Annotated in this window: 20 protein-coding genes and 1 tRNA gene; 4 read left to right on the top strand and 17 right to left on the bottom strand. The window is 56.1% G+C overall.

The genetic code is table 11. The features are described 5' to 3' along the window. Positions 1 to 30: 30 nt before the first annotated feature. Genes J1C54_RS05910 through J1C54_RS05880 form a run of 7 tightly spaced genes read right to left on the bottom strand, consistent with a single transcriptional unit; the run spans position 31 to position 5932 of the window. A complete protein-coding gene (locus J1C54_RS05910; protein ID WP_229145853.1) occupies positions 31 to 936 on the bottom strand; it encodes a radical SAM protein in 906 nt (301 codons plus the stop codon). Positions 937 to 951: 15 nt separating this feature from the next. Further along, positions 952 to 1995, bottom strand: a complete 1044-nt coding sequence (locus tag J1C54_RS05905; RefSeq protein WP_229145852.1) for a methyltransferase domain-containing protein — start codon at positions 1993 to 1995, stop codon at positions 952 to 954. Then, the gene (locus J1C54_RS05900) at positions 1995 to 2834 is read right to left on the bottom strand and encodes a peroxiredoxin (RefSeq protein WP_229145851.1); all 840 of its coding nucleotides are present in this window, start codon (positions 2832 to 2834) and stop codon (positions 1995 to 1997) included. Before J1C54_RS05900 ends, J1C54_RS05905 begins: the two co-directional genes overlap by 1 nt. A 3-nt stretch (positions 2835 to 2837) precedes the next feature. Beyond that, complete coding sequence (locus J1C54_RS05895; protein WP_229145850.1) at positions 2838 to 3503, bottom strand: DoxX family protein; 666 nt, start codon at positions 3501 to 3503, stop codon at positions 2838 to 2840. A 59-nt stretch (positions 3504 to 3562) separates the two neighbouring features. Further along, positions 3563 to 3790, bottom strand: coding sequence for a zf-HC2 domain-containing protein (locus tag J1C54_RS05890; RefSeq protein WP_229145849.1), 228 nt, complete (start codon positions 3788 to 3790; stop codon positions 3563 to 3565). Continuing rightward, positions 3784 to 4398 (bottom strand): RNA polymerase sigma factor, encoded by a 615-nt coding sequence (locus tag J1C54_RS05885; protein ID WP_229145848.1) that lies wholly within the window; start codon positions 4396 to 4398, stop codon positions 3784 to 3786. Before J1C54_RS05885 ends, J1C54_RS05890 begins: the two co-directional genes overlap by 7 nt. A 22-nt stretch (positions 4399 to 4420) precedes the next feature. Then, complete coding sequence (locus J1C54_RS05880; RefSeq protein ID WP_229145847.1) at positions 4421 to 5932, bottom strand: fumarate hydratase; 1512 nt, start codon at positions 5930 to 5932, stop codon at positions 4421 to 4423. 225 nt (positions 5933 to 6157) lie between these two features. Between J1C54_RS05880 and J1C54_RS05875 the strand changes: the two genes are divergently transcribed. Both J1C54_RS05875 and J1C54_RS05870 read left to right on the top strand, forming a co-directional pair. Beyond that, on the top strand, positions 6158 to 7669 hold the full coding sequence (locus J1C54_RS05875) for a 4-hydroxyphenylacetate 3-hydroxylase family protein (RefSeq protein ID WP_304504400.1): 1512 nt from the start codon (positions 6158 to 6160) through the stop codon (positions 7667 to 7669). A 399-nt stretch (positions 7670 to 8068) separates the two neighbouring features. Beyond that, the gene (locus J1C54_RS05870; protein WP_229145846.1) at positions 8069 to 8971 is read left to right on the top strand and encodes a recombination-associated protein RdgC; all 903 of its coding nucleotides are present in this window, start codon (positions 8069 to 8071) and stop codon (positions 8969 to 8971) included. 197 nt (positions 8972 to 9168) lie between these two features. On the opposite strand, the gene J1C54_RS05865 is transcribed toward J1C54_RS05870, so the two are convergent. The 3 genes from J1C54_RS05865 to J1C54_RS05855 all read right to left on the bottom strand — a co-directional run bounded on the left by J1C54_RS05865 (position 9169) and on the right by J1C54_RS05855 (position 10377). Beyond that, positions 9169 to 9259 (bottom strand) — tRNA-Ser (locus J1C54_RS05865). A gap of 115 nt (positions 9260 to 9374) precedes the next feature. Further along, entirely contained in the window at positions 9375 to 9821 is a 447-nt protein-coding gene (locus tag J1C54_RS05860; protein WP_229145845.1) for a YiiD C-terminal domain-containing protein, read from the bottom strand. Then, positions 9814 to 10377 (bottom strand): nitroreductase, encoded by a 564-nt coding sequence (locus J1C54_RS05855; RefSeq protein ID WP_229145844.1) that lies wholly within the window; start codon positions 10375 to 10377, stop codon positions 9814 to 9816. Before J1C54_RS05855 ends, J1C54_RS05860 begins: the two co-directional genes overlap by 8 nt. A 149-nt stretch (positions 10378 to 10526) precedes the next feature. Between J1C54_RS05855 and J1C54_RS05850 the strand changes: the two genes are divergently transcribed. Then, positions 10527 to 12074, top strand: a complete 1548-nt coding sequence (locus tag J1C54_RS05850) for an adenylate/guanylate cyclase domain-containing protein (protein ID WP_229145843.1) — start codon at positions 10527 to 10529, stop codon at positions 12072 to 12074. 8 nt (positions 12075 to 12082) lie between these two features. Next, on the top strand, positions 12083 to 13549 hold the full coding sequence (locus J1C54_RS05845) for an AbgT family transporter (protein ID WP_229145842.1): 1467 nt from the start codon (positions 12083 to 12085) through the stop codon (positions 13547 to 13549). A 3-nt stretch (positions 13550 to 13552) separates the two neighbouring features. Here the strand turns inward: J1C54_RS05845 and queF are convergent, their stop codons facing one another. The 7 genes from queF to J1C54_RS05810 all read right to left on the bottom strand — a co-directional run bounded on the left by queF (position 13553) and on the right by J1C54_RS05810 (position 20869). Next, on the bottom strand, positions 13553 to 14377 hold the full coding sequence (queF, locus tag J1C54_RS05840; RefSeq protein ID WP_229145841.1) for an NADPH-dependent 7-cyano-7-deazaguanine reductase QueF: 825 nt from the start codon (positions 14375 to 14377) through the stop codon (positions 13553 to 13555). A 35-nt stretch (positions 14378 to 14412) separates the two neighbouring features. Beyond that, positions 14413 to 15186 carry an ABC transporter permease gene (locus J1C54_RS05835; RefSeq protein ID WP_229145840.1) on the bottom strand — a complete coding sequence of 258 codons (774 nt, stop codon included), beginning with the start codon at positions 15184 to 15186 and terminating at the stop codon, positions 14413 to 14415. Continuing rightward, positions 15183 to 16118 (bottom strand): ABC transporter ATP-binding protein, encoded by a 936-nt coding sequence (locus tag J1C54_RS05830; protein WP_229145839.1) that lies wholly within the window; start codon positions 16116 to 16118, stop codon positions 15183 to 15185. Before J1C54_RS05830 ends, J1C54_RS05835 begins: the two co-directional genes overlap by 4 nt. A gap of 100 nt (positions 16119 to 16218) precedes the next feature. Continuing rightward, positions 16219 to 16908, bottom strand: coding sequence for a histidine phosphatase family protein (locus J1C54_RS05825; RefSeq protein ID WP_229145838.1), 690 nt, complete (start codon positions 16906 to 16908; stop codon positions 16219 to 16221). Between the two features lie 6 nt (positions 16909 to 16914). Further along, positions 16915 to 18990, bottom strand: a complete 2076-nt coding sequence (locus J1C54_RS05820; protein ID WP_229145837.1) for a DUF3488 and transglutaminase-like domain-containing protein — start codon at positions 18988 to 18990, stop codon at positions 16915 to 16917. Further along, entirely contained in the window at positions 18990 to 19952 is a 963-nt protein-coding gene (locus J1C54_RS05815) for a DUF58 domain-containing protein (protein WP_229145836.1), read from the bottom strand. The genes J1C54_RS05820 and J1C54_RS05815 overlap by 1 nt, the downstream gene beginning before the upstream one ends. Further along, positions 19952 to 20869 (bottom strand): MoxR family ATPase, encoded by a 918-nt coding sequence (locus J1C54_RS05810; protein WP_229145835.1) that lies wholly within the window; start codon positions 20867 to 20869, stop codon positions 19952 to 19954. The genes J1C54_RS05815 and J1C54_RS05810 overlap by 1 nt, the downstream gene beginning before the upstream one ends. Between the last annotated feature and the right edge of the window lie 33 nt (positions 20870 to 20902).

The following is a 20902-nucleotide window of genomic DNA, read 5'->3' as shown; positions in this document are numbered from 1 at the left end:
TGTCTGGCCTGATTCTATGGAGCTGTGTTTTCACAGCTCACTGCAGGAAGCACCAAACTTGAAGCAGGTAAAACAGCGGTGATGCTTCATCATAATTCGCTGATTCAGACTATCCCGCAAGGTAGCGCCGAGATCATAACTCGGATCATCATCCACCAGGGTGCAGGCATAAACCCGCATCTTGCCCTTATCCTTGACCACCATTCGACTGAAGGCACACATAAAACCGGCACGACTTTCCGCCGTGTGATAGGTGGTCATGCAGCTTTCGGTTATATGCGGTGTCACACGCTCAGTACCTGGTGTGGCAAAGTCGGGAAAGGAAACCAGACGGATCGCATCAGGAATTCCATTATCAGCAAAAATTTTCTGGTATGCCTGCTCAACCTCTACAGTATTCTCATCAGGCTCCCACTGCCGCGCCACCGACACAGCGAAACCCCCTGCACTTAATTCGCGCAAAGCCTGCAAAGATTCCACAAAAGTGCCATCCCCACGACCTGCCTCATGTCTGACCACATCGGGATAATCGATACTGATGCGAAATGACACCGGATTTGCTGCTTCGGCCAGCGGCAGCACTTCATCCATGCGTTGCAGCAACGGCCGTGTGCCATTGGTAAGAACCAAACAGGGCTTGCGCGCCGCTGCATACTGGAGAATTCGAGGGAATTGCTTGGCCACGAAGGGCTCACCACCAGTAAAAGAAAACTGCCCAACACCAAGCTCACAGGCCTCATCAATAAATGGCACCACATCATCCAGTGTCATCAAACCAAGGCGGTCATCCCCCGGCTTCGAGCCTTCAAGGCAGAATGGGCAAGCCAGATTGCAGGCAGTTCCAGTGTGAAACCAAAGTTCTCGCAGGGAGTCACTTTCAATGTAGCCACGCGGATCGTCGTTCGGCGTGCGATACCAGCTTTCAGTACGAATCATTTGCATAATCGTGCCTCAACAGCAAGAAGGACCCACACTGGCGCCCGCATCATCCGAAAACGGCACACTGGTTCCGCAACCCAGAAAAATGCCGTAATGAGTGTCAAAGTTGCCGATAAAATCGAAATGCTCGCGGAAGCGAGTACCACTGAGCATATGCCAGGTATTACCACAAACAGGGAACACCTTGCCCCGTTCAATCAAATGATGCCCATCAAGCATAAATTGTTGGGCAGAACCGGGCACCGTGCCGCGATAGATAACTGCCTGACCGTAATCCTCGCAGGCTGGCTCCAGCCCCTCAAGCTTGAATAGCCGGTAGGTGGCGGACCAGAACCTGGTCGGCGCCAGCTTGGCTCCGATCTCATCATTGGCGATGGTAATTGGACGATCCTCCACCAGCCGAGGATCGGCGAAGCCCGCCTTTTTGGATAGCGTAATAAAATCATTCCAGTAAAGCGCACCGGAGAGGCACTCGCCGTATAGCACAGGGTCCTGCCGCAAAGGCTCTGCAATACGACGGTCCGCATAGACATCGGAGAAGTACATTTCGCCGCCTGGCTTTAGCACACGGTGCACTTCGCGCAGGACTCTCTCCTTGTCTGGACTAAGATTGATAACGCAATTCGAAACAACAATATCGAAGTAGTTGTCCGGCAGCCCCAACAGGTCAAGCTGCTCAATATAGCCATGCAGAAAACGGACGTTACTCTTACCATGACCGAATGCCTGCCGATGAAAGTCCTTGTGGCGCTCGGCTACTTCAAGCTGCTCCGGGGTCATGTCCACACCGACCACCTCGCCATGCTCACCAACCAGCGCCGAAAGCACATAGACATCACGGCCGCTACCACAACCGAGATCCAGTACGCGCATGCCTTCCAATAACTGCGGCGCCACCAGGCCACAGCCATAATAACGATTGACTACCTCATCATGCAGCTGCGCCAGCACAGGCTTGAGCCAGTCTGGCGGTATCTGATCGCAGCAAGCATTGGTCTGCAGGTCACTGCTACTCTGCAATGTCTGACCGTAGTACTCGCGCACATCTTCCCGCATTAACTCACTCCCGCTTCGTCAAGAATACGAATGAATACATCTGGCTCCGGACGGACCCGGTAATTATCTGTCTGATCTGAGAAGATAATCACCCCGTCCGCATTCGTCATTACCACTGTCGGCATTACCGTATCACTGTCATAACCAAGCATTGCCAGTCCCGCTGGCAAACCATTCTCGGCGACGATGCCAAGCTGCCGGGCAACATGATTATCCTCATCCACCAGGAACAAAAATGGCACATCAAAGCGTTCCGCCAGACTGCTAGTGTTTTCATGGGGCTGGGGGCTGACTAAAAGGGTAGTAACACCGCGGGCGTGAAGTTCACGATATTGCCCCGCCACCTCACGAATCTGAGCCATACACAGGGGGCACCAGTTGCCACGATAGAAAATCAGCAACAACGGCCCAGTCAACTCATCGGTACGCACCGCTTTGCCATCACCACCAGCAAACTGCAGCGAGGGCAGCCGCTGCCCCACCGTCAGCCCGTCACTTTGCTCACGGTTAAAACGCGAATACCAGAACTGGTAAAGCAAGCCGCCGGCCAAGCCTGTGCCAAGAATATGCAGCAGAGGCATCAGACTGACAGGGTCCAACAGCAGCCATACTAACAAGCCAATTAGTGGCCCGGCAGTCAACGGCCAGAGTGTGGCGCCGGTGCGCGCCACGGGCGCCACCAGCAACCACATGAAAAACACCAGTGCGGGCAGCAGCGCAACAGCTACGCCCCAAGCCGCCCCCTGCGCCGGTTGCTGCCAGAGGATCCAGCCGCTGCGGCCAACCCCCAGCACCAGCAGTGCTATCCAAAGCGAAATAAACAAGGATTTCAGCTTCATATGTTATTGACTCTCCGGGGCCAAGTGGAAACGCCGTTCAATCCAGTAATCCATGCTTAGCCAGCGGCCAGCGCCATAAAAAAACAGGGCTAGCAACATAACGAAATAGGTTGCAGCAAATTCAATGCCGTTATTCAGAACAACAAAACTTCCTTTTTCCGTCAGCCAGCTGTAATTGCCATGCTCTCGTAACAGGCCTTTAGCCGCCTGAAGACGCTGCCCCACTTCCGCGCTGTTCTCCAGACTACGCTGCGCCGCCGGAATTCCCAATACTGCTAGCGGTCGGGCCATGCTGGTTTGCGGATTGGACGGTGCCACTGCGAACCAACCGTTCTGCCAATGCACACTGAGCGCCGCCACCAGCATGGTGATCATCAGTGGCACGGCCACATAGCGTGTTGCCAGCCCGACCAGTAGCAAGATGCCCCCGAACAACTCGGTAGCGATGGCAAGCGCCGCCAATAGTGCAGGAAACGGCAGTCCCAATCCCCAGTCGTCATTGCCGAACCACGCGACGGTAGACTCGAAACTACCCGCCTTTTGCCAGCCAGCCGCAATCATCACTGGAGCCAGAAACAGGCGCAGTAGCAAGGGTGCAAGGAAATCAAGCCTGCGGGTGTGATTAAACAGAGAGTGAAGGCGGCTGAACAACTGGATCAATGGCGACATAGCTAGCTCCTGCATCGGGTTCAGACTCAGATGCGTGAGCGCCCTGCTTGTTACAAGCTTCAGTGCGAGTGATCGTGTAAACGCTTAAGCACCTGGTCCACCTCCTCGTCCGAGGCTTGACCGTGCATCTGCGGAACGGCTCCCAGCAACAGGCGTAGCTGGCCCAGGTAGCGCCGACAATTACCGCACATAAACAAGTGAAAGCGCAGCGCCACCCGCCGACCAAGGCTTAGCTCGCCGTCCAGCAACGCTTCTGCTTCTGCAGGAACATCACGACACTTCAGCATTCGCCCGTCTCCTCAAAGTGGTCCACCAACGCAAATAATCTGCTTCTGGCGCGGTGCAACAATACCCGGGCATTGGATGCGGACACGCCCAACATGTTACACACCTCATCAAACGGCATCCCGTCGCTGTCGCGCAGCTCCAGCAAGGCTCGCTGATTCGACGGCAAGCTATCCAGTAGAGCGGCCAAACAATCAGCCAACTCCTCCCGGGTCAGCAGGCTGTCCGGGCTGTCTGCATGCCAGTTCACCGGTGGCACTGACCAGTGGCCATCGCTGCGGAATCGGTCTACAAGCGGTCCCGGGGCCTCCGCCTGCATGTCCTCGAGAAACACTTCACGCTTGCGCTGGCGCAGCATCATCCGTGCCTCGTTAATGACAATGCGCGATAGCCAGGTACGCAGCGCAGAGCGGCCTTCGAAATCCTTTAATGCCGCGTGGGCCTTGATCCAGGCGATTTGTACCACTTCAGCGGCCTCGGACTCGCCAACGATGGGCCGGGCCAGCGCCAGCAAAGCACGGTGATGAGCGCGCACCAGCCTGGCGAAGGCCGCTTCATCTCCATTGCGCAGTTGAGCCAGCTCACTGGCATTATCATGCAAGCTGGTCATACCTGTGTACTCGTCAGATATTTCAGGCTTCTTCCTTCAAGGCGATCTTCGCCTGCCAAATCTTCGGTCCGGTTTTATGAACCGATACGCCGCTGGAGTCCACCGCCACGGTGACCGGCATATCTTCCACCTCAAACTCGTAGATTGCCTCCATGCCCAGATCTTCAAAAGCAACCACTCGAGATTTACGAATTGCCTTCGACACCAGATATGCAGCACCACCGACGGCCATTAGATAGACCGCCTTACTGTCACGGATTGCATCAATCGCAGTATCACCACGCTCGGCTTTGCCGACCATACCGATCAGGCCGGTTTTTTCCAGCATGGTACGGGTGAACTTGTCCATGCGGGTTGCCGTGGTCGGGCCAGCGGGCCCTACAACTTCGTCGCCAACCGGGTCAACTGGACCAACGTAGTAGATAAAGCGATTAGTGAAGTCCACCGGCAGCGCTTCACCTCGATTAATCATATCGACCATACGCTTGTGCGCAGCATCACGACCGGTCAGCAGTTTACCGTTGAGCAGCAGGGTATCGCCGGACTTCCAGCTCTGCACTTCTTCCGGGGTAATACTGTCCAGGTTGACTCGTTTGGACTTGCCATCATTGCCCCAGGCAATTTCTGGCCAGTTTTCCAGTTTTGGCGCTTCAAGGTGCGCCGGACCTGAACCGTCCAGAACAAAGTGGGCGTGACGAGTTGCAGCACAGTTGGGAATGATCGCCACCGGCTTGTTAGCAGCGTGAGTCGGAGTGTCGTACACCTTGACATCCAGCACCGTGGTCAGACCGCCCAGACCCTGCGCGCCGATACCCAGCGCGTTCACTTTTTCGAACAACTCAAGACGCAGTTCTTCAGAACGAGTCTGCGCACCACGGGCCTTCAGCTCATGAATGTCGATGGACTCCATCAACGATTCTTTAGCCAGCAGCATGGCCTTTTCCGCGGTTCCGCCGATACCGATTCCCAGCATACCCGGCGGGCACCAACCAGCACCCATCTTCGGCACCTGCTCCAGCACCCAGTCAACCACCGAGTCGGAAGGATTAAGCATGGCAAACTTGGATTTAGCTTCCGAACCGCCACCCTTGGCCGCCACCTGAAAATCCACCGTACCGCCCGGTACGATGTCGTAGTGAATGACCGCCGGAGTGTTGTCTTTGGTGTTGGCCCGCTTACCATCCGGATCGGACAGTACAGAAGCCCTGAGGACATTGTCCGGATGGTTGTACGCCCGCCGCACGCCCTCGTTGATCATGTCTGTTAGCGACATATCACCCTCAAAGCTCACATTCATGCCGACCTTGCAAAACACAGTGACGATCCCGGTGTCCTGACAGATTGGTCGATGGCCCATGGCCGACATGCGCGAATTCACCAGAATCTGCGCCATGGCATCCTTGGCCGCCGGACTTTCTTCGCGCTGATATGCCTCATGCACCGCCTCAACGAAATCCTGCGGGTGATAGTAGGAAATGTACTGCAGGGCGTCGGCGACGCTCTGGATCACATCGTCTTGGCGAATGACCGTCATGACTGGCTCCGGTTAGCTCGGTTGGGGCCGCGATTATAGCGGATTGCCCCACCCCGCTGGCGACCCCGTAACGTGAATAAGAGCACTAGCAGCGACCAAAAGAGAAGGCCAGCTGTCATCTGAGGACATTGCCTTCCCTGCCGCGCCGTCTAACATGGAGCGACTACCGGGTCACTCGCTTGTCGACAAGCCCTGCCCCGCCCACAACAAAAACCGGAGAGCCCGATGAACGCCGTCACCCCGATCAAAGCCCGCCGACAAGAGTCCGCCGCCGAGCGCTGGGCTCGCATGCCCACCATTGGCACCGGTGAGGAGTACCTGCAGAGCCTGCGCGGCCGTGGCACCCGGATGTTCCTGTTTGGCGAGCTGATTGATGAGCCGGCCGATCACCCGATGATCAAACCCTCGATCAATGCCCTGCGCGCCAGCTACGATCTGGCCATTGAGGACCCTGATCTGGCTACTGCCTACTCGCCTCTGATCAACGCTCAGGTCAATCGCTTCCTGCATATTGTTGAGTCTCCGGATGATCTGGTGATGAAGAACAAAATGCAGCGCCGTATGGGTCAAATTACCGGCACCTGTTTTCAACGCTGCACCGGGTTGGACACCATTTCCGTGCTGCACTCGATCACCTATGACATCGACCAGAAGCATGGCACCCAGTATCACCAGCGCTACTTGGAGTGGCTAAAAGAGGCGCAGCGCAAAAATATACTGATTGCCGCTGCCATGACCGATCCGAAAGGTGATCGCTCCAAGCGCCCCCACGAGCAGGCCGATCCGGACATGTTTATGCATGTCTCCGGCCGTAATGACAAAGGCATTTTTGTGCGCGGCGCCAAAGCGCATATGACTGGCGGCTGGAATCAGCACTGGATCTGTGTGATGCCAACCATGAACCTAACCGAAGAAGACAAGAACTATGCCGTGGTCGGCATGATCCCGGGCGATGCCGAAGGCCTGACCTATATATATGGCCGCCAGAGCTGTGACACCCGTTCTATGGAAGCGGGTGATATTGATGCTGGCAACGCCGAGTACGGTGGCCAGGAAGTGCTGGTGTACTTCGACGACGTATTTATTCCGTGGGAGCACGTACTGATGGATGGTGAGTACGAGTTCGCTCAGGACATGGTGGCACGCTTTACCTCATACCATCGCGCCAGCTATGTATGCAAAACAGGCCTTGGCGATGTTTTAGTCGGTGCTGCCGCCTCCATTGCGGAATACAACGGCCTCGACAAGGTCAGTCATATCCGCGACAAGCTGGTGGAAATGGTGCACCTCAACGAAACCATTTACTCCAGCGGAATTGCCAGCTCCCATGAAGCAAAAAAACTGGCCAGTGGAATCTATATGAATGACTCAATGCTGGCCAATGTGTGCAAGCACAACGTCACCCGCTTCCCCTACGAAATTTCCCGACTGGCTCAGGATCTGGCCGGCGGCATCATGGTGACCATGCCCAGCGAGGCAGATTATCAGCACGAGGAAGCCGGTGAGATCATCAAAAAGTTCCTCAAGGGCCGCGACGACCTGCCGGTGGAAGACCGCATGCGTATTCTGCGCCTGATCGAGAACATGACTTTGGGCCGTAATGCGGTCGGTTACCTGACCGAATCAATGCACGGCGCGGGCAGCCCACAGGCCCAGCGCATCCAGATTATGCGCGGCATGGATGTGGAGAAGAAAAAGTGGCATGCCAGAAAGCTGGCGGGCATCAAACAAGCCTGACCCCACCACCTTCACCACCGTGCCCGGGCGCAACCGCCGCCATAATCCTCCGGGGTGCCCGCTACGCTGAGTCACCCTCCGGATTATGGTGGCGTTCACGCCTAAGGGAGACACCGAGCCAACGAGGGTCAGGGGTGAAGCCGGGAAAAAGCAGGATGCGAGGTTCTGGCGCCTGTTTGGGGTTTGCGGGACTGTGTGAGGCATGGATGCCGAACTCAAGCCCCCATGGATGGGTTCACGGCGTGTCCCGCAAATCCCGAACAGGTAACAGAACCGGGGAGGTTCACTACCCAACCAGAAATTCGGCGGTTAAAGCCACTCCTTTAGCAAGGTGGTTGAGCCACCCCCGTCACTCCTTTATGGTGGCCACCCTCCCACAGCAACTCGGTTTATCTCCCCATGTGGATCCGCAATCTCTGTGTTTACCAAAGCGCCGAACCCTTTCCCTGGTCCGCGCAACAGCTTGAAGAAAAATTAACCACCCTGCGCTGCCCAAAAATCAGCCAGCAACAACTTACCGTAGATGGATTCATAGCCCCGCTGAAAGCCTATGACAACCTGATCCACGCCACCGACAACCTGCTCTATGGCGTCTGGCAGGAAACCAGCCGGTTGCTGCCCGGTGGTGTCATCAAGGAAGAACTGGAGGAGCGACTGGACGCTATCGAAGCACGGGATGGTCGTCGCCCCGGCCGCAAGGAAAAAGCCGCATTAAAAGACGAGATTACCTTCGAACTGATGCCGCGCGCATTTACCCGCCAGCGGCGCATCGGCTTTCTTATTGACCTCAATACAAAACGTATTTTGGTAGATAGCTCATCTGACAACCGTGCCGAGCAAGTTATTTCCTGCCTGCGTAAAGCTCTGGGCAGCCTGCCGGTCAGCCGTGCCGACGCAGAAACGTCACCCGCCATGCTAATGACGGAATGGCTAAAGCACCCAGAACAACTGCCTCACGGTTTCGGCCTGGGCGATCGCTGCGAACTGAAAGGCACTGGCGAAGAAGCCGCCAGCGTGCGCTTTACTTCATTCGATCTGAGCAAGGAAGACATCCTCAACCATATCGAAGCTGGCATGCAGGTGGTGAAGCTGAACCTTGGCTTTCGCGACGAGCTTGAGTTTGACCTAACCGAAGAAATGCAGATCAAGCGAGTCAAGGCGCTGGATGTGATTCGTGAGAGCCTTGACGGAGTTGATGAGGAGGACGCGCTGGCCGAGATGATGGCGCGGATTGCTTTGCAAGGTGGGGTTTTACGGGAGATGCTTGGGGCGTTGAGTGAGGCGTTTAGCTCCGGGGAATGAAGAGGTGATACGGACGAACCCTAAACAAAAGGCCATGGAGCCGACACTTTCTATAAGCTTATTACAGGACGTCGGGCATCAGGATTGATTCGTCAACCCCTGCGCCGCTGGCGCGGCTTGTCGAACGGAGGGTCGAATCATTTCATCTCTCACCGCCAGATACCAAAAGGCCCCGCATTGCGGGGCCTTTTGGTATCTGGCGGTGAGAGAGGGATTCGAACCCTCGATACGCTATTAACGTATACACACTTTCCAGGCGTGCGCCTTCAGCCACTCGGCCACCTCACCGGAACCTGGATCAAAAAAACAGCACTGAAGCCGGTTTTTTGAAGGCGCGTAGGTTACCCGAGGCGTGCAGGGGTAGCAACGGGAAAAGCGGGTCCAATGGCCAATTACTGAGCAATCACAGGCCTCTGGCCATATATTGCGCTTGATAGACGCTGGCCACACTGCCATCCACATTGAGCCCCTCCGCCACAACCTCCAGAACGCCCCGCTCGCCGCGAGCGAGCCGCTGGCGGAAATGGGCCAATGATTCAGCAGAACTTGTCACCACGATGGTCAGCTCGCCGGTAACCGGGCGCTGGTAGCGCAAACTATTTTGCATCGCCAGCACATCCGCGTCTGGCAACTGCATCTCAGCCTGCAAAGTGGTCAGACACCAGCCTGCCAAAGCCATCAGCGCCGCCTGACTGCCAGCAAACATGGTGCCCTTATCATTGATATTCGGCGCCAAGGGAGCGCACAGAATTAGCTGGTCTGCGGCAAACTCCTGCAACCGAAAATCCATATATCGGGTGAGCGGAATATGCTCGCGGACACGCGCAGCCAACTGCAGGAGATCAGGCATCTGGCAGGGTTCTCATATAGCTTGCCGGCGTATCGACAGAAGGTTCCTTGCCATTTCCACAGGGAGTACCCAGATAGACGAAGCCAACGATTTCATCTTCAGCACAAAAACCCAGCCGTGTTTTCAGGCTCGGGCTAAGGGCTGGTGCGCCAGTGCGCCACATGGCCCCAACACCGATGGAATGGGCACAAAGCAGCAAGTTCTGCACTGCAGCAGCACAGGCCATAATCTGATCAATGACTGATACCCTATGCCCCGTTGTTACCTCGGCCAGCACAATCAGCATCATCGGCGCCCGTAGTGGCGCCTGACGTAGTTTCTCGCACTGTGCTTCACTAAGATCGGGCTGGTCCTCGCGGCAGCACTGGGCCAGCATCTCGCCGAAACGCACCCGCTCCTCACCCTGTATAACGATAAATCGCCACGGCCGCAGCAGACCATGGTCAGGCGCTCGGATAGCCGCCGCCAGCAGCTGCTCAAGCTCGTCTGCAGTGGGTGCCGGACCATCCAGCCGCGGACAGGAGACTCGTTCCCGGATGGCTGTTTCCATATCCATGTTTTTCAACTCGCTGCCATATGAAGTGCCCGCATTGTAGCGGAGCCACCCTGTAGATGGGCAGAATAGCACCTACGCCTTCTTTCTTATCTTCATTACGGTTAACCTTTACAGCCTAATTCGCCGGTAAAAGAGTGACCCCGAGCACCATGAAGGCAAGCCCCACCCCCGGCAAACGTCGCCGTATTGATGAAGACCCGCAGGCCCATGCCCGGCGGATGGCCAACTACATCCGTATGCTGGAGTTCGTGGTCGCCGTATTGCTGCTATCGGTGGGCATTCAGCATGGCGTCTATCCATTCGATTACCTGATCATTCTTGCGGTACTACTGGCCTACCCATTAATTGCCCAGATCATCGCTGCCCATATGGAGCGCAAAGGGCAACGACAGCAGGAAACCAGCCGGGTACTAGTGCAGGTCGATGCCGTCATGGTTGGTATAGCCATTGCCGCCCTGCACTTCTCAATGGTGCCCGCATTGGCACTACTGATCATTGTCCATGCCAACGCGGTGACCAGTGGTGGCTTGTACATCTGGCTAATGAATATTTTCGGCACTGTAGTGGGCGCCGTGGCCGGCGCACTGATCATGGGCTTCCACATCCTGCCGGTAGAACAAACACCGGTGCTGCTATCGATGATGTCCATGGTTGGCCTTGGACTATTCGTAGGTGCCACCTCATTTCAAACCCACTCTCAAACCCGCATTCTGCTATCTGCTCAGGCACAGATGGCCAACCAGCAAAAGCAGGCCGTAGAACTATCACGCAAGCTAGCCAAATATCTGTCTCCACAAATATGGGGCTCCCTGTTTTCTGGCAAACGTGATGCAAAAGTTGAAACACGGCGTAAAAAACTTACCGTGTTCTTTTCTGACATCAAGGGCTTTAGCGCCATGTCGGAAGAGCTACCTCTCGATACCCTGACTAAGATGCTGAATACTTATCTCAGCGAAATGACCCGCATTGCCAGCCGCCACGGCGGCACCGTAGACAAGTTTATTGGCGATGCCGTGATGGTGTTCTTCGGCGACCCAAGCAGCAAGGGCTCCAAGGAAGACGCCACTGCCTGCGTGGCCATGGCCATCGATATGCAAAAGCAGATGAAGCTATTGCGGCAGCAATGGAAACGCGAAGGGATAGAGCACAAGCTGGAGATCCGCATCGGCATCAACACCGGCTACTGCACCGTGGGTAACTTCGGCACTGACACACGGCTTGACTACACCATCCTTGGCACCGACGTAAACCTGGCCAGCAGATTGGAGTCCGCCTGCCGACCAAGTCATATCCTTATCTCCCAGACAACCTATGAGCTGGTCAAGGACCGCATCCTGTGCCGGGCAATGGGTGACATTCAGGCCAAGGGCTTCAACCGCCCTATTCCTGTTTATGAAGTACTGGAAATGAAAAGCCGCGCGGGCAGTGGTGCCGGCTTCCTGTCTTTGGAAGCCCCGGGCTTTGCCATATTTATGGACCTGCCAAAGGTACGCAACTTTGATAAGAAGCGCATTCTGATTGGCCTTGCCGGTGCTGCCACCGGGCTGAAAAAGACTGAAGAGACCAAGGTCGATCTACAAACCGAAGGCTTCTCCCTGCACGTTGACAGCAGCAAGATGCGCGACCGCGATCGTAGCAAAATCATGGAAGTGCTCGGCAAAACCGCCATGACGGTTAAAGACCGTCTGATTGTTTGAGGCGCATCGTGTCGACATCTAACTGGTTAGCGCAGGTAGAGCGAATCGGCAATCGCCTGCCCCACCCGACTCTGCTTTTTGTCTGGTTAAGCCTGTTGATTCTGCCGATCAGCCTCCTGTTTCAGCTTTTCCCCGTTGACGCCCTGCACCCGATCAGTGGCGACCCCCTGCAAGTGCGGTCACTGCTATCCGGCGAAGGTATTCGCTGGATGCTGACCAGCGCCGTTAGTAACTTCACCGGCTTTGCACCACTGGGGGTGGTTTTAGTGGCCATGCTGGGCATTGGTCTTGCCGAACAGTCTGGTTTGCTCGGCAGTATGCTTGCCGGCGTGGTTCGTCTCGCACCCAAGGCATGGCTTACACCCCTGGTGGCCCTTGCAGGCGTTCTGTCCAGTCTTGCCGCGGACGCAGGCTATGTGGTGCTGATTCCGCTCGCCGCCCTGCTGTTTCAACGGGCCGGTCGATCACCATTAACCGGCATCGCAGTGGCCTTCGCTGGCGTGTCTGGTGGCTTCAGTGCCAACCTGCTACTGGGCCCAATTGATGCATTGCTTGCGGGCATCAGCACTGAAGCGGCACACAGCATCGATCCCACCAAGACGGTAGCAGCCGCAGCCAATTACTGGTTTATGCTGGCTTCCACCTTGTTAGTCACGGCAGTGATCAGTCTGGTCGCCGCCCTCCAGCCAGAGAAAACCTGCCGGCCCTCAGCACTACATGATGACAATGCATCAGCCACGCGGCGGACGAAATTACTTACCACGGCCAGCGCACTAATCTATCTGGCCACCCTGGCCTGGCTGACATTACCCACTGATGCTCCACTGCGACACCCCGATAGCGGCTCCCTGCTTAGCTCACCGTTTATGAGCTCGATTGTGATTATCGTTGCTCTGGGATTCGCAATTTGCGGATTGGTTTTCGGGCGCAGCAGTGGCCGTTTCAAAAATGGCGCGGATGTTATCACCGCCATGGAAAGCACCATGACCCAGTTGGCTGGTTATTTGGTGCTGATGTTTTTTGCCGCCCAATTTATTGCCTGGTTCAACTGGACCGGCCTTGCCCTGGTGCTTGCGGTGAAGGGAGCGGCACTACTTGCAGCGGCGGATTTGCCTATCGCTGCAATGATGACCGGACTGGTACTGCTGGTAGCCATGCTTAACCTGATGATCGGCAGCGCCTCTGCAAAGTGGGCCTTGCTGGCTCCGCTACTGATACCCATGCTGATGCTGGCCGGGGTTTCTCCGGAAGCCACGCAAGCTGCGTTTCGCGTTGGTGATTCCAGCACCAACATCATCACTCCGCTGATGCCTTACTTTGCCCTGGTGCTGGGTTTTGTCCGCCGTCATCAGAGTGATGCCGGCATTGGTACGCTGATGGCAATGATGCTGCCCTACAGTCTGGCCCTGCTGTTAAGCTGGACAGCTCTGCTGGCGATTTGGCTAAGCATCGGTTTGCCCCTTGGCCCGAACTAAAACCTACTGACGGACTACTCTGCGATTGAGGGGACGATCCTCGAAGTTGGAGCGAAATGGATTGATATCCAGCCCACCACGGCGAGTAAACCGACCATAAACACTTAATTGGCGCGGCTCACACTGCTTGAGAATATCGCTGAACACCTGCTCAACAATCTGCTCGTGAAAACCCTGATGATTGCGCAGCGCCACCACATAGCGCAGCAATGTCACCTGACTAATCGGCGCACCGGTATAACGTACCACCAGCGTGGCCCAGTCCGGCTGTCCAGTGACCGGGCAGAGACTGCGCAACAAATGGCTATACAGCGTCTCGCTCCGCTCCGCCCCCTGATCGGCCAGCAGCGTCACCTGCTGCGCGCCATCATCAATATCAATGTCAAGCAGATCAATGCACTGGCCCCTGATCTCCAGCCATGGCTCTCGCGCTGCCTCATCCAAAGACATCAGTCGCACATCCACCGGACCACCGGCACAATCAGTGAGATCCTTCTCCATCAACGTGCGAACATCCTTCGTCGAACCGAAACGGCTGTTAGCGAAGGAATTGAGGTATAGCTTGAGGGATTTGGACTCAACCAGATTGCGGCTATTACAAGGCACGGCAAACTCTGCCATAGCGACGACCGGCTTTCCCCGATTATCCAGCCATGACACCTCGTAGGCGGTCCAAAGATCCACACCATGGAATGGTAAGGATTGAGGATCAAGCTCCAGCGCCTCACGGGCATCCCAGCGCGGCACAGGACAAAGCAAAGACGGAGTGTACTGGTCTATATAATCAGTACGCCGACCGAGCGGCGTTTCATCAAACGGATTGGCCATAGGTGACTCTCCGAAAACCAATAACCGATCTGCAATTAGTGCCGAATACCGACACCCCGTTTAAGCAACCACAGGGCCCAGAAAAACAGACCACCAGTAAACACAACAATTGCTGCCAGTGAAGCGACCACGTTCACATCGCTGACGCCCAACAAGCCGTAGCGAAACACGTTGACCATATAAACCACCGGATTAAGCAACGACACCATGCGCCAGAATTCGGGCAACAGGTCAATTGAGTAAAACACCCCGCCCAGGTAGGTCAGCGGGGTCAGTACGAAGGTTGGAATAATTGCCACGTCATCAAACTTATTGGCAAAAATTGCATTGATAAAACCGGCAATTGCAAACAGCACAGCAGTGAGCAATACCACCAGCACCGTGACCAGAATATGCTGCACCTGCAAGTGGGTGAAGAACAGCGACAGCAGAGTGACAATTACACCAACACATAAGCCACGGGCCACGCCACCAGCGATATAGCCTAGTAGAATAGTGGTGGCGGACATTGGGGAAACCAGCATCTCCTCAATCGAGCGCTGGAACTTGGTTGAATAGAACGAGCTAACCACGTTGCCATAACTATTCTGGATCACGCTCATCATCACCAGACCCGGGACAATGAACTGCATATAATCAAAGCCCCCCATATCACCAATGCGGCTACCAATAAGGTTACCGAAGATAACGAAATAGAGAGTCATGGTGATAGCTGGCGGCAGCAGAGTCTGGGGCCAAATGCGGACAAAACGACGTATTTCCTTGGCAACAATGGTACTAAACGCCACCCACTGAAAAGATACGTTCATACGCCACCTCCGGCCGGCAGGTTGCGCTCTACCAAACGCAAAAAAAGCTCTTCCAGACGATTGCTCTTATTACGCATACTCAGCACCGAGATACCCTTTTCCCCAAGCGCCACAAACAAGTCATTCAACGGTCTGGTTTTTGGCACTGCCACTTCCAGAGTGCGCGCATCACGCAGACGTACCTCCAGACCTTCAAGGGAAGGCGCTTCACTTAGCGGCTCGGCCAGATCCAGTACAAAGGTTTCCACATCCAACTTTTCCAGCAAAGACTTCATATCCGTATTTTCGACGATCTGGCCTCGGTCAATAATGGCGATACGCCGGCACAGGGACTCCGCCTCTTCCAGATAGTGGGTAGTAAGAATGATTGTCTTGCCCTGCTGGTTCAGCTCAATAAGAAAATCCCACATGGATCGACGCAATTCGATATCCACTCCCGCTGTGGGCTCATCCAGAATCAACAGATCAGGCTCATGCACCAGCGCCCGGGCAATCATCAGGCGACGCTTCATGCCACCAGACAACATGCGAGATTGGCTCTCTCGCTTATCCCACAAACCCAGCTTGCGCAGGTAATGCTCGGCGCGTTCAGCGGCCCTGCCTGCGGGGATGCCATAAAAGCCAGCCTGGGAGATAAGAATATCGAAGACCTTTTCGAACTGATTGAAATTGAACTCCTGCGGCACCACACCGACGCGCTGCTTGGCCAATACCCGCTGACGGTCAAGATCGTAGCCAAATACTTCTACCGAACCCCCGCTGCTGTTCACCAGAGAGCTAATAATCCCGATGGTGGTGGACTTGCCGGCCCCATTGGGGCCCAGCAAAGCAAAAAAATCACCAGCCTGAACTTCCAGACTGATGCCCTTCAGGGCTTCTACGCCATTGGCGTAGGTTTTGCGCACATCGCGCAATACAAGGGCGGCAGACAAGGTGCAGAAACCTCCAATTAATGACGGGCAAACACTATATCAGAAGCGGCCAGGCCAAAGCTGAATCTCAAACGGACTCAGGGCTGTAGCACTAAGAAGTTCAGGGGCTCTCAAGTAGCAGCTGCTGCAACGGCTTGCGATGCCAGTCACCGCGCCAGATCCAGTGCAACTCGTTTTCATCGAACCACAACCAGCAGCCCTCCATCATCCATGGCCAGTCTTTCTCCGCAACCTGATCAAGACCCAGTAAGCTGGCCACAAAGGCGATCAGAATAGTGTCGTGGGAAACATGCACTGCCAACCCGCCAGCCTGGGGCTCTCGTTCACGCATGAAGGCAAGTAGCTTTTGCCGCCCCGCCTGTGGACTCAGCAGGCCGTCCATTCCTTCACGCAAGTGCTGGTTGATAAAGCGCAGCGCCCCCATTTTCAGGAAATGGGGGCCTACCCGGGCAACGTCTTCCACGTAGCAGCCCGGCTCAACCAGTACCATACTGCGCTCAATCTCCACCGGCTTATCCAGCAGCCCGGCCTCAATACCACCCTCCATCATCGCCTTTGCAGTGTCCACACAGCGGCCCACCGGACTGCTGCTGAAGCGACTGATTGGCCTGCCCAGATCAGCCCCCCAATCTCGAGCCATGGCAATGCCTTCAGGAGTCAACGGCAAGCGGTAGTCAGCAAAGCCATCCGTGGCCAGCTCGCGTACTGAGTGCCTGGTAAACAGATGCACTGGCACACTTTCTGGCAATAGTGGCAAAGCCTGCTTAAGCATCGGGTGCAGTCGGGCCATAGCGAATCAAGCTTCTCTTTGCTGGTCTGGGTTAGGATTCAGGCTCATGGGCCGGATCAAACGACGCCCCACCCGTCGGCGTAAACCACGCAACTGGCGACGCAGCACCATCGGCTCAGTGATCTCTTTACGATAAGCGATGGTGTCATAGCAACGCTGCCAATCCTGTAATGGCTGGCTTGCAGCGGGAAAATATTGGCTGGCAATCTGCACAATCTGGGCAGTGGTCAGATGTGGCGCCAGCGGCACTCCCCGGCGCGACAGCATCTGAGTCATGCGGCGGTGCTCGCGCTGCCACCATACCAGACGGGGCCGTCGTACCCGCCACAGCATCCATAGCAACATGGCCAGCATGATGACGCCACCCACCGCCGCCAGCGCCATTACCATACGCTGCGGCGTAACCTTGCCAAGCCAGCGACTGAGAAACTCGAGTTGATTCTGCTGGCTGTAGCCAAGCACCCATTTTGCCCAGCCAAACTCAATGTAGTCGGCCAGCAGACTTAACCTGGCAAACAGCGGCACTCCCCGAAGAGCGCCAGCCAGACCAGTGAGCGCGCTCTCTCCGTACTCAGCCAGTGCAGCATCCAGGCCCTGCTCAATACGGGTGGGCGCTACCGCCCCGGTAGGATCAAACTCGACCCAGCCCTGCCCCTGCAACCATGCTTCTACCCAGACATGAGCGTCGTATTGCCGCACCAGCAGGTGGTTACCCAACGGGTTCAACTCACCGCCCTGGTAACCGGCAACAATACGGGCGGGAATACCTGCAGCACGCAACATAAAGGCAAAACTGGATGCGTAGTGCTCACAAAAGCCACGTCGGGTCCGAAACAGGAATTCATCCACCGTGTTCTCGCCAAGCAAAGGCGGCTCCAGAGTGTAATAGAACTCTTCCTGATTGAACCAAAGCAGTAGTCGGGTGATATATGCGGCATCACCGCTAGCACCGGCACGCCATTCACTGGCCATTTGCCTTGCTCTTGGGTTGCCACCCTGCTGCGGCAAACTGGTGTAGAAACGTCGCTCCCAGTCCGCCAAGCCCTGACGAGCCACCGGCATCTGGTAACTGTCGACCTGATAATCAAATGTGGACTCAATATCGGTTCTACGCACCAGCCGAAGATCTCGCGCCAGCCCGACCTCCTGCCGATTACTGAAAGGCACAGAAAGCGCATATAACCATTGCTGGCCAGTACGCTCCATCACCACTCGATAGCGCCAATCTGGCTCGCCACGCTCTGCAAGTAATTGCTCGTACCACTCTGGCGGCGGCCCGTTGGCAAAATGCAGGTATTCCTGCTGTCTGACTTCCGGCGGCAGAGCCTGACTCCAGCGTCGACCATCAAACCAACCGTAGGTCAAACCACGCCAGTAGCGCTGGGCCGGCGGCGGCACCTCACCGTCAAACTCCACTCGAAAGGCAATACCGCTTTGCCGCGACAAACGACTAATCTCACCCGGTGACATGGAGTCACTCATGCCGGTTTTAGCCTGCTGTTGATTGACCTGCAAATTCCACAGTGGCGGCATTCTCGGCACAAGCACGAAAAACACCAACATTAACGGCAGTGCCTGCAACACCATCACCCCGGACTGACGCAGGTGACGCCAGGGAGAGACTCCACTTTCCGGGTCATTAATCCCAACCAGCGCAGCCATCACTACTACCAGCGCCGAACCAATATACAAGGTGGTAAGTGGATCACGGGAAAACAGGAAAGTAGTGGCGAGCACAAAGCTGGCCAAAATAATCGCCACATAAGCATCACGTAATCGGAACATTTCCAGCATCTTCAGAGCGAATGCGGCCACCAGTAGAGTCACCCCTGCTTCTGGCCCGAGCACCGTGCCATGGCTGTAAAGCGTGGCACCAACGACGGCAAGAAGCAGGGGAAAACGAATCAGCTTGCCGGGCATCGCCAGCAGGCCACGCTGAATCAGCGTGCGCCAGCCAAGTAGAACCGGTACAGCCACCGCAAGCCATAACGGACCACGCCACAGGTGCGGCAATGACGCCAACAGGGCCCCGGCCAGCAACCATGGAAATGCATGACGGGGAACCTGATAGACCCGGGCCATCAGCCGCCCCCCTCGCCAGACAATGCCAGCATCTCCAGCGCGCGCTCGCGCTGCAGCGGCCCGAGGTCCGGCTCCAGCGAACCGTCGGGCAATACCAAGCCATACCGCTCAGCTGCACGGTCCAGCTCTAAAACCCAGAAACACAGGCGGCTATAGCGGCTCTCCGGGTCAAGCCCAGGCAGCCTTTGCCACTCCAACCACAAACGCCCCTCTGCCGGATCACTGAACTGCTTGGTATTCAAACCACGCCCGCGGGCATAACTTTTCCAGTCCACCAAACGCAGCGAGTCCCCAGCCACATAACTGCGCAGCCCCTCAAACTCTTCATTACCTCCGCGCTGATGTTGCTGCCCGGCATCATTCTCTCCACCGCTGGCGGGACACTCGCCGCCCGGCAATGGCCTGGGCCAGGCCAGACACAGGTGATCCAGGTCTACCAGGCTCCAGCTACGCAACAATCCCAGTGGATAACGGGTTTCCACGCGCAGCCGGCCGGGATCCTGACGACCACGATGGCTCAGCCGAACACTCAGCCACAGACTCTGCTGCTGCCCAGGCTCCACCGATACTTCTTCCGCCACCGCAGCAGGCCACCTAAGCCACAAACTACGGTGAGCATGCGCACCGCCCTGAACTCGCACTTCCAGAGCACCTCGGGCGCCAGCAAAGCCCGGCCGCATACCGCCAGCGACCAGAGTCACGCCAGCAAGATTACGAAAGGTATGCAAAATGGCGATCAGGAATAGACCGACCAGCAGAAAGGAAAAGCCAAGTAGCAAATTGTTTTCGTAATTGATGCCACCAATAAAAAGAAGTGCGGCGATCAGCAGAAACAGGAACCCATAACCCGTTGGGAAGATAAATATGCGCCGCTGATCCAACGTCACCTTGCGAGACGGTGGAATGCGCCGCTGCAACCAGCGCTGCCAGCGCTGCCTGACCATCCGCCCGAAGCGCTTCATCAGCTGCGCCGAACCACCGGCACGGCTTCAAGTAACTGCTGGGTGGAGGTGGCACTGGCGCCTCCAGTACTGGCCTGGATGCGATGGGCTGTAACCGGGCCAAGTACCACCTGAACATCTTCTGGAGTGACATAGTCGCGGCCTGCCAGTAATGCCCAAGCGCGAGCAGCACGCAATAGACCCAACCCCGCCCGTGGCGACAGACCAACCACAAACAAACCACTATCACGACTGTGAGCTAACAGGCGCTGCACGTAATCGATAAGATCAGCAGAGGCGTGCACCTTGCCAACCAGTGCCATCTGCTGCATCAGTTCTGCGCTGCTGATTTCAGGCTTCATAGTTGACGCGTGGTCGCGTCGGTCGCTACCACTGAGCAATGCCAACTCGGTTTCCGCAGAGGGGTAGCCCAGTGAAATACGCATCAGAAAACGATCCAGTTGCGACTCTGGCAACGGGAAAGTACCCGCTTGAGTGACCGGATTCTGCGTCGCAATCACAAAAAATGGCTCTGGCAGCGGCCGCGACACACCATCCAGCGTTACCTGACGCTCTTCCATTGCTTCCAGCAGTGCGCCCTGAGTTTTCGGAGTCGCCCGATTGACTTCATCGGCCAGCAATAACTGAGCAAACACAGGGCCCTGTCGCAACTGGAACTGGCGGGTATCCGGGTCGTAGATGGAGACACCAAGAATATCCGCCGGCAGCATGTCGCTGGTGAACTGCACCCGACGGTAGTCGAGAGAAAACACTCTGGCGAGGGCATGAGCTAATGTGGTCTTACCCATGCCGGGAAGGTCTTCAATTAACAAGTGTCCACGGGCCAGCATACATGCCACAGCCAGCCTGATTTGCTCGTCCTTGCCTAGCACCACCGATGAAACTGCAGTAATCGCCCGACTGATCGTCGTTGACATTATTATTCTCCGAAAGCTGGCGCTTTATTCTAC

The organism is Alcanivorax sp. 1008, from assembly GCF_020667895.1.
Classification (GTDB): Bacteria; Pseudomonadota; Gammaproteobacteria; order Pseudomonadales; family Alcanivoracaceae; genus PGZG01.
This window is presented reverse-complemented; position numbering and strand designations above follow the sequence as displayed.

Excerpts from the sequence above, each read along its gene's own strand:
- J1C54_RS05910 (WP_229145853.1), bottom strand. The coding sequence starts at position 936 with ATGATTCGTACTGAAAGCTGGTATCGCACGCCGAACGACGATCCGCGT.
- J1C54_RS05905 (WP_229145852.1), bottom strand. The coding sequence starts at position 1,995 with ATGCGGGAAGATGTGCGCGAGTACTACGGTCAGACATTGCAGAGTAGC.
- J1C54_RS05900 (WP_229145851.1), bottom strand. The coding sequence starts at position 2,834 with ATGAAGCTGAAATCCTTGTTTATTTCGCTTTGGATAGCACTGCTGGTG.
- J1C54_RS05895 (WP_229145850.1), bottom strand. The coding sequence starts at position 3,503 with ATGTCGCCATTGATCCAGTTGTTCAGCCGCCTTCACTCTCTGTTTAAT.
- J1C54_RS05890 (WP_229145849.1), bottom strand. The coding sequence starts at position 3,790 with ATGCTGAAGTGTCGTGATGTTCCTGCAGAAGCAGAAGCGTTGCTGGAC.
- J1C54_RS05885 (WP_229145848.1), bottom strand. The coding sequence starts at position 4,398 with ATGACCAGCTTGCATGATAATGCCAGTGAGCTGGCTCAACTGCGCAAT.
- J1C54_RS05880 (WP_229145847.1), bottom strand. The coding sequence starts at position 5,932 with ATGACGGTCATTCGCCAAGACGATGTGATCCAGAGCGTCGCCGACGCC.
- J1C54_RS05875 (WP_304504400.1), top strand. The coding sequence starts at position 6,158 with ATGAACGCCGTCACCCCGATCAAAGCCCGCCGACAAGAGTCCGCCGCC.
- J1C54_RS05870 (WP_229145846.1), top strand. The coding sequence starts at position 8,069 with ATGTGGATCCGCAATCTCTGTGTTTACCAAAGCGCCGAACCCTTTCCC.
- J1C54_RS05860 (WP_229145845.1), bottom strand. The coding sequence starts at position 9,821 with ATGCCTGATCTCCTGCAGTTGGCTGCGCGTGTCCGCGAGCATATTCCG.
- J1C54_RS05855 (WP_229145844.1), bottom strand. The coding sequence starts at position 10,377 with ATGGATATGGAAACAGCCATCCGGGAACGAGTCTCCTGTCCGCGGCTG.
- J1C54_RS05850 (WP_229145843.1), top strand. The coding sequence starts at position 10,527 with ATGAAGGCAAGCCCCACCCCCGGCAAACGTCGCCGTATTGATGAAGAC.
- queF (WP_229145841.1), bottom strand. The coding sequence starts at position 14,377 with ATGGCCAATCCGTTTGATGAAACGCCGCTCGGTCGGCGTACTGATTAT.
- J1C54_RS05835 (WP_229145840.1), bottom strand. The coding sequence starts at position 15,186 with ATGAACGTATCTTTTCAGTGGGTGGCGTTTAGTACCATTGTTGCCAAG.
- J1C54_RS05825 (WP_229145838.1), bottom strand. The coding sequence starts at position 16,908 with ATGGCCCGACTGCACCCGATGCTTAAGCAGGCTTTGCCACTATTGCCA.
- J1C54_RS05820 (WP_229145837.1), bottom strand. The coding sequence starts at position 18,990 with ATGGCCCGGGTCTATCAGGTTCCCCGTCATGCATTTCCATGGTTGCTG.
- J1C54_RS05815 (WP_229145836.1), bottom strand. The coding sequence starts at position 19,952 with ATGAAGCGCTTCGGGCGGATGGTCAGGCAGCGCTGGCAGCGCTGGTTG.
- J1C54_RS05810 (WP_229145835.1), bottom strand. The coding sequence starts at position 20,869 with ATGTCAACGACGATCAGTCGGGCGATTACTGCAGTTTCATCGGTGGTG.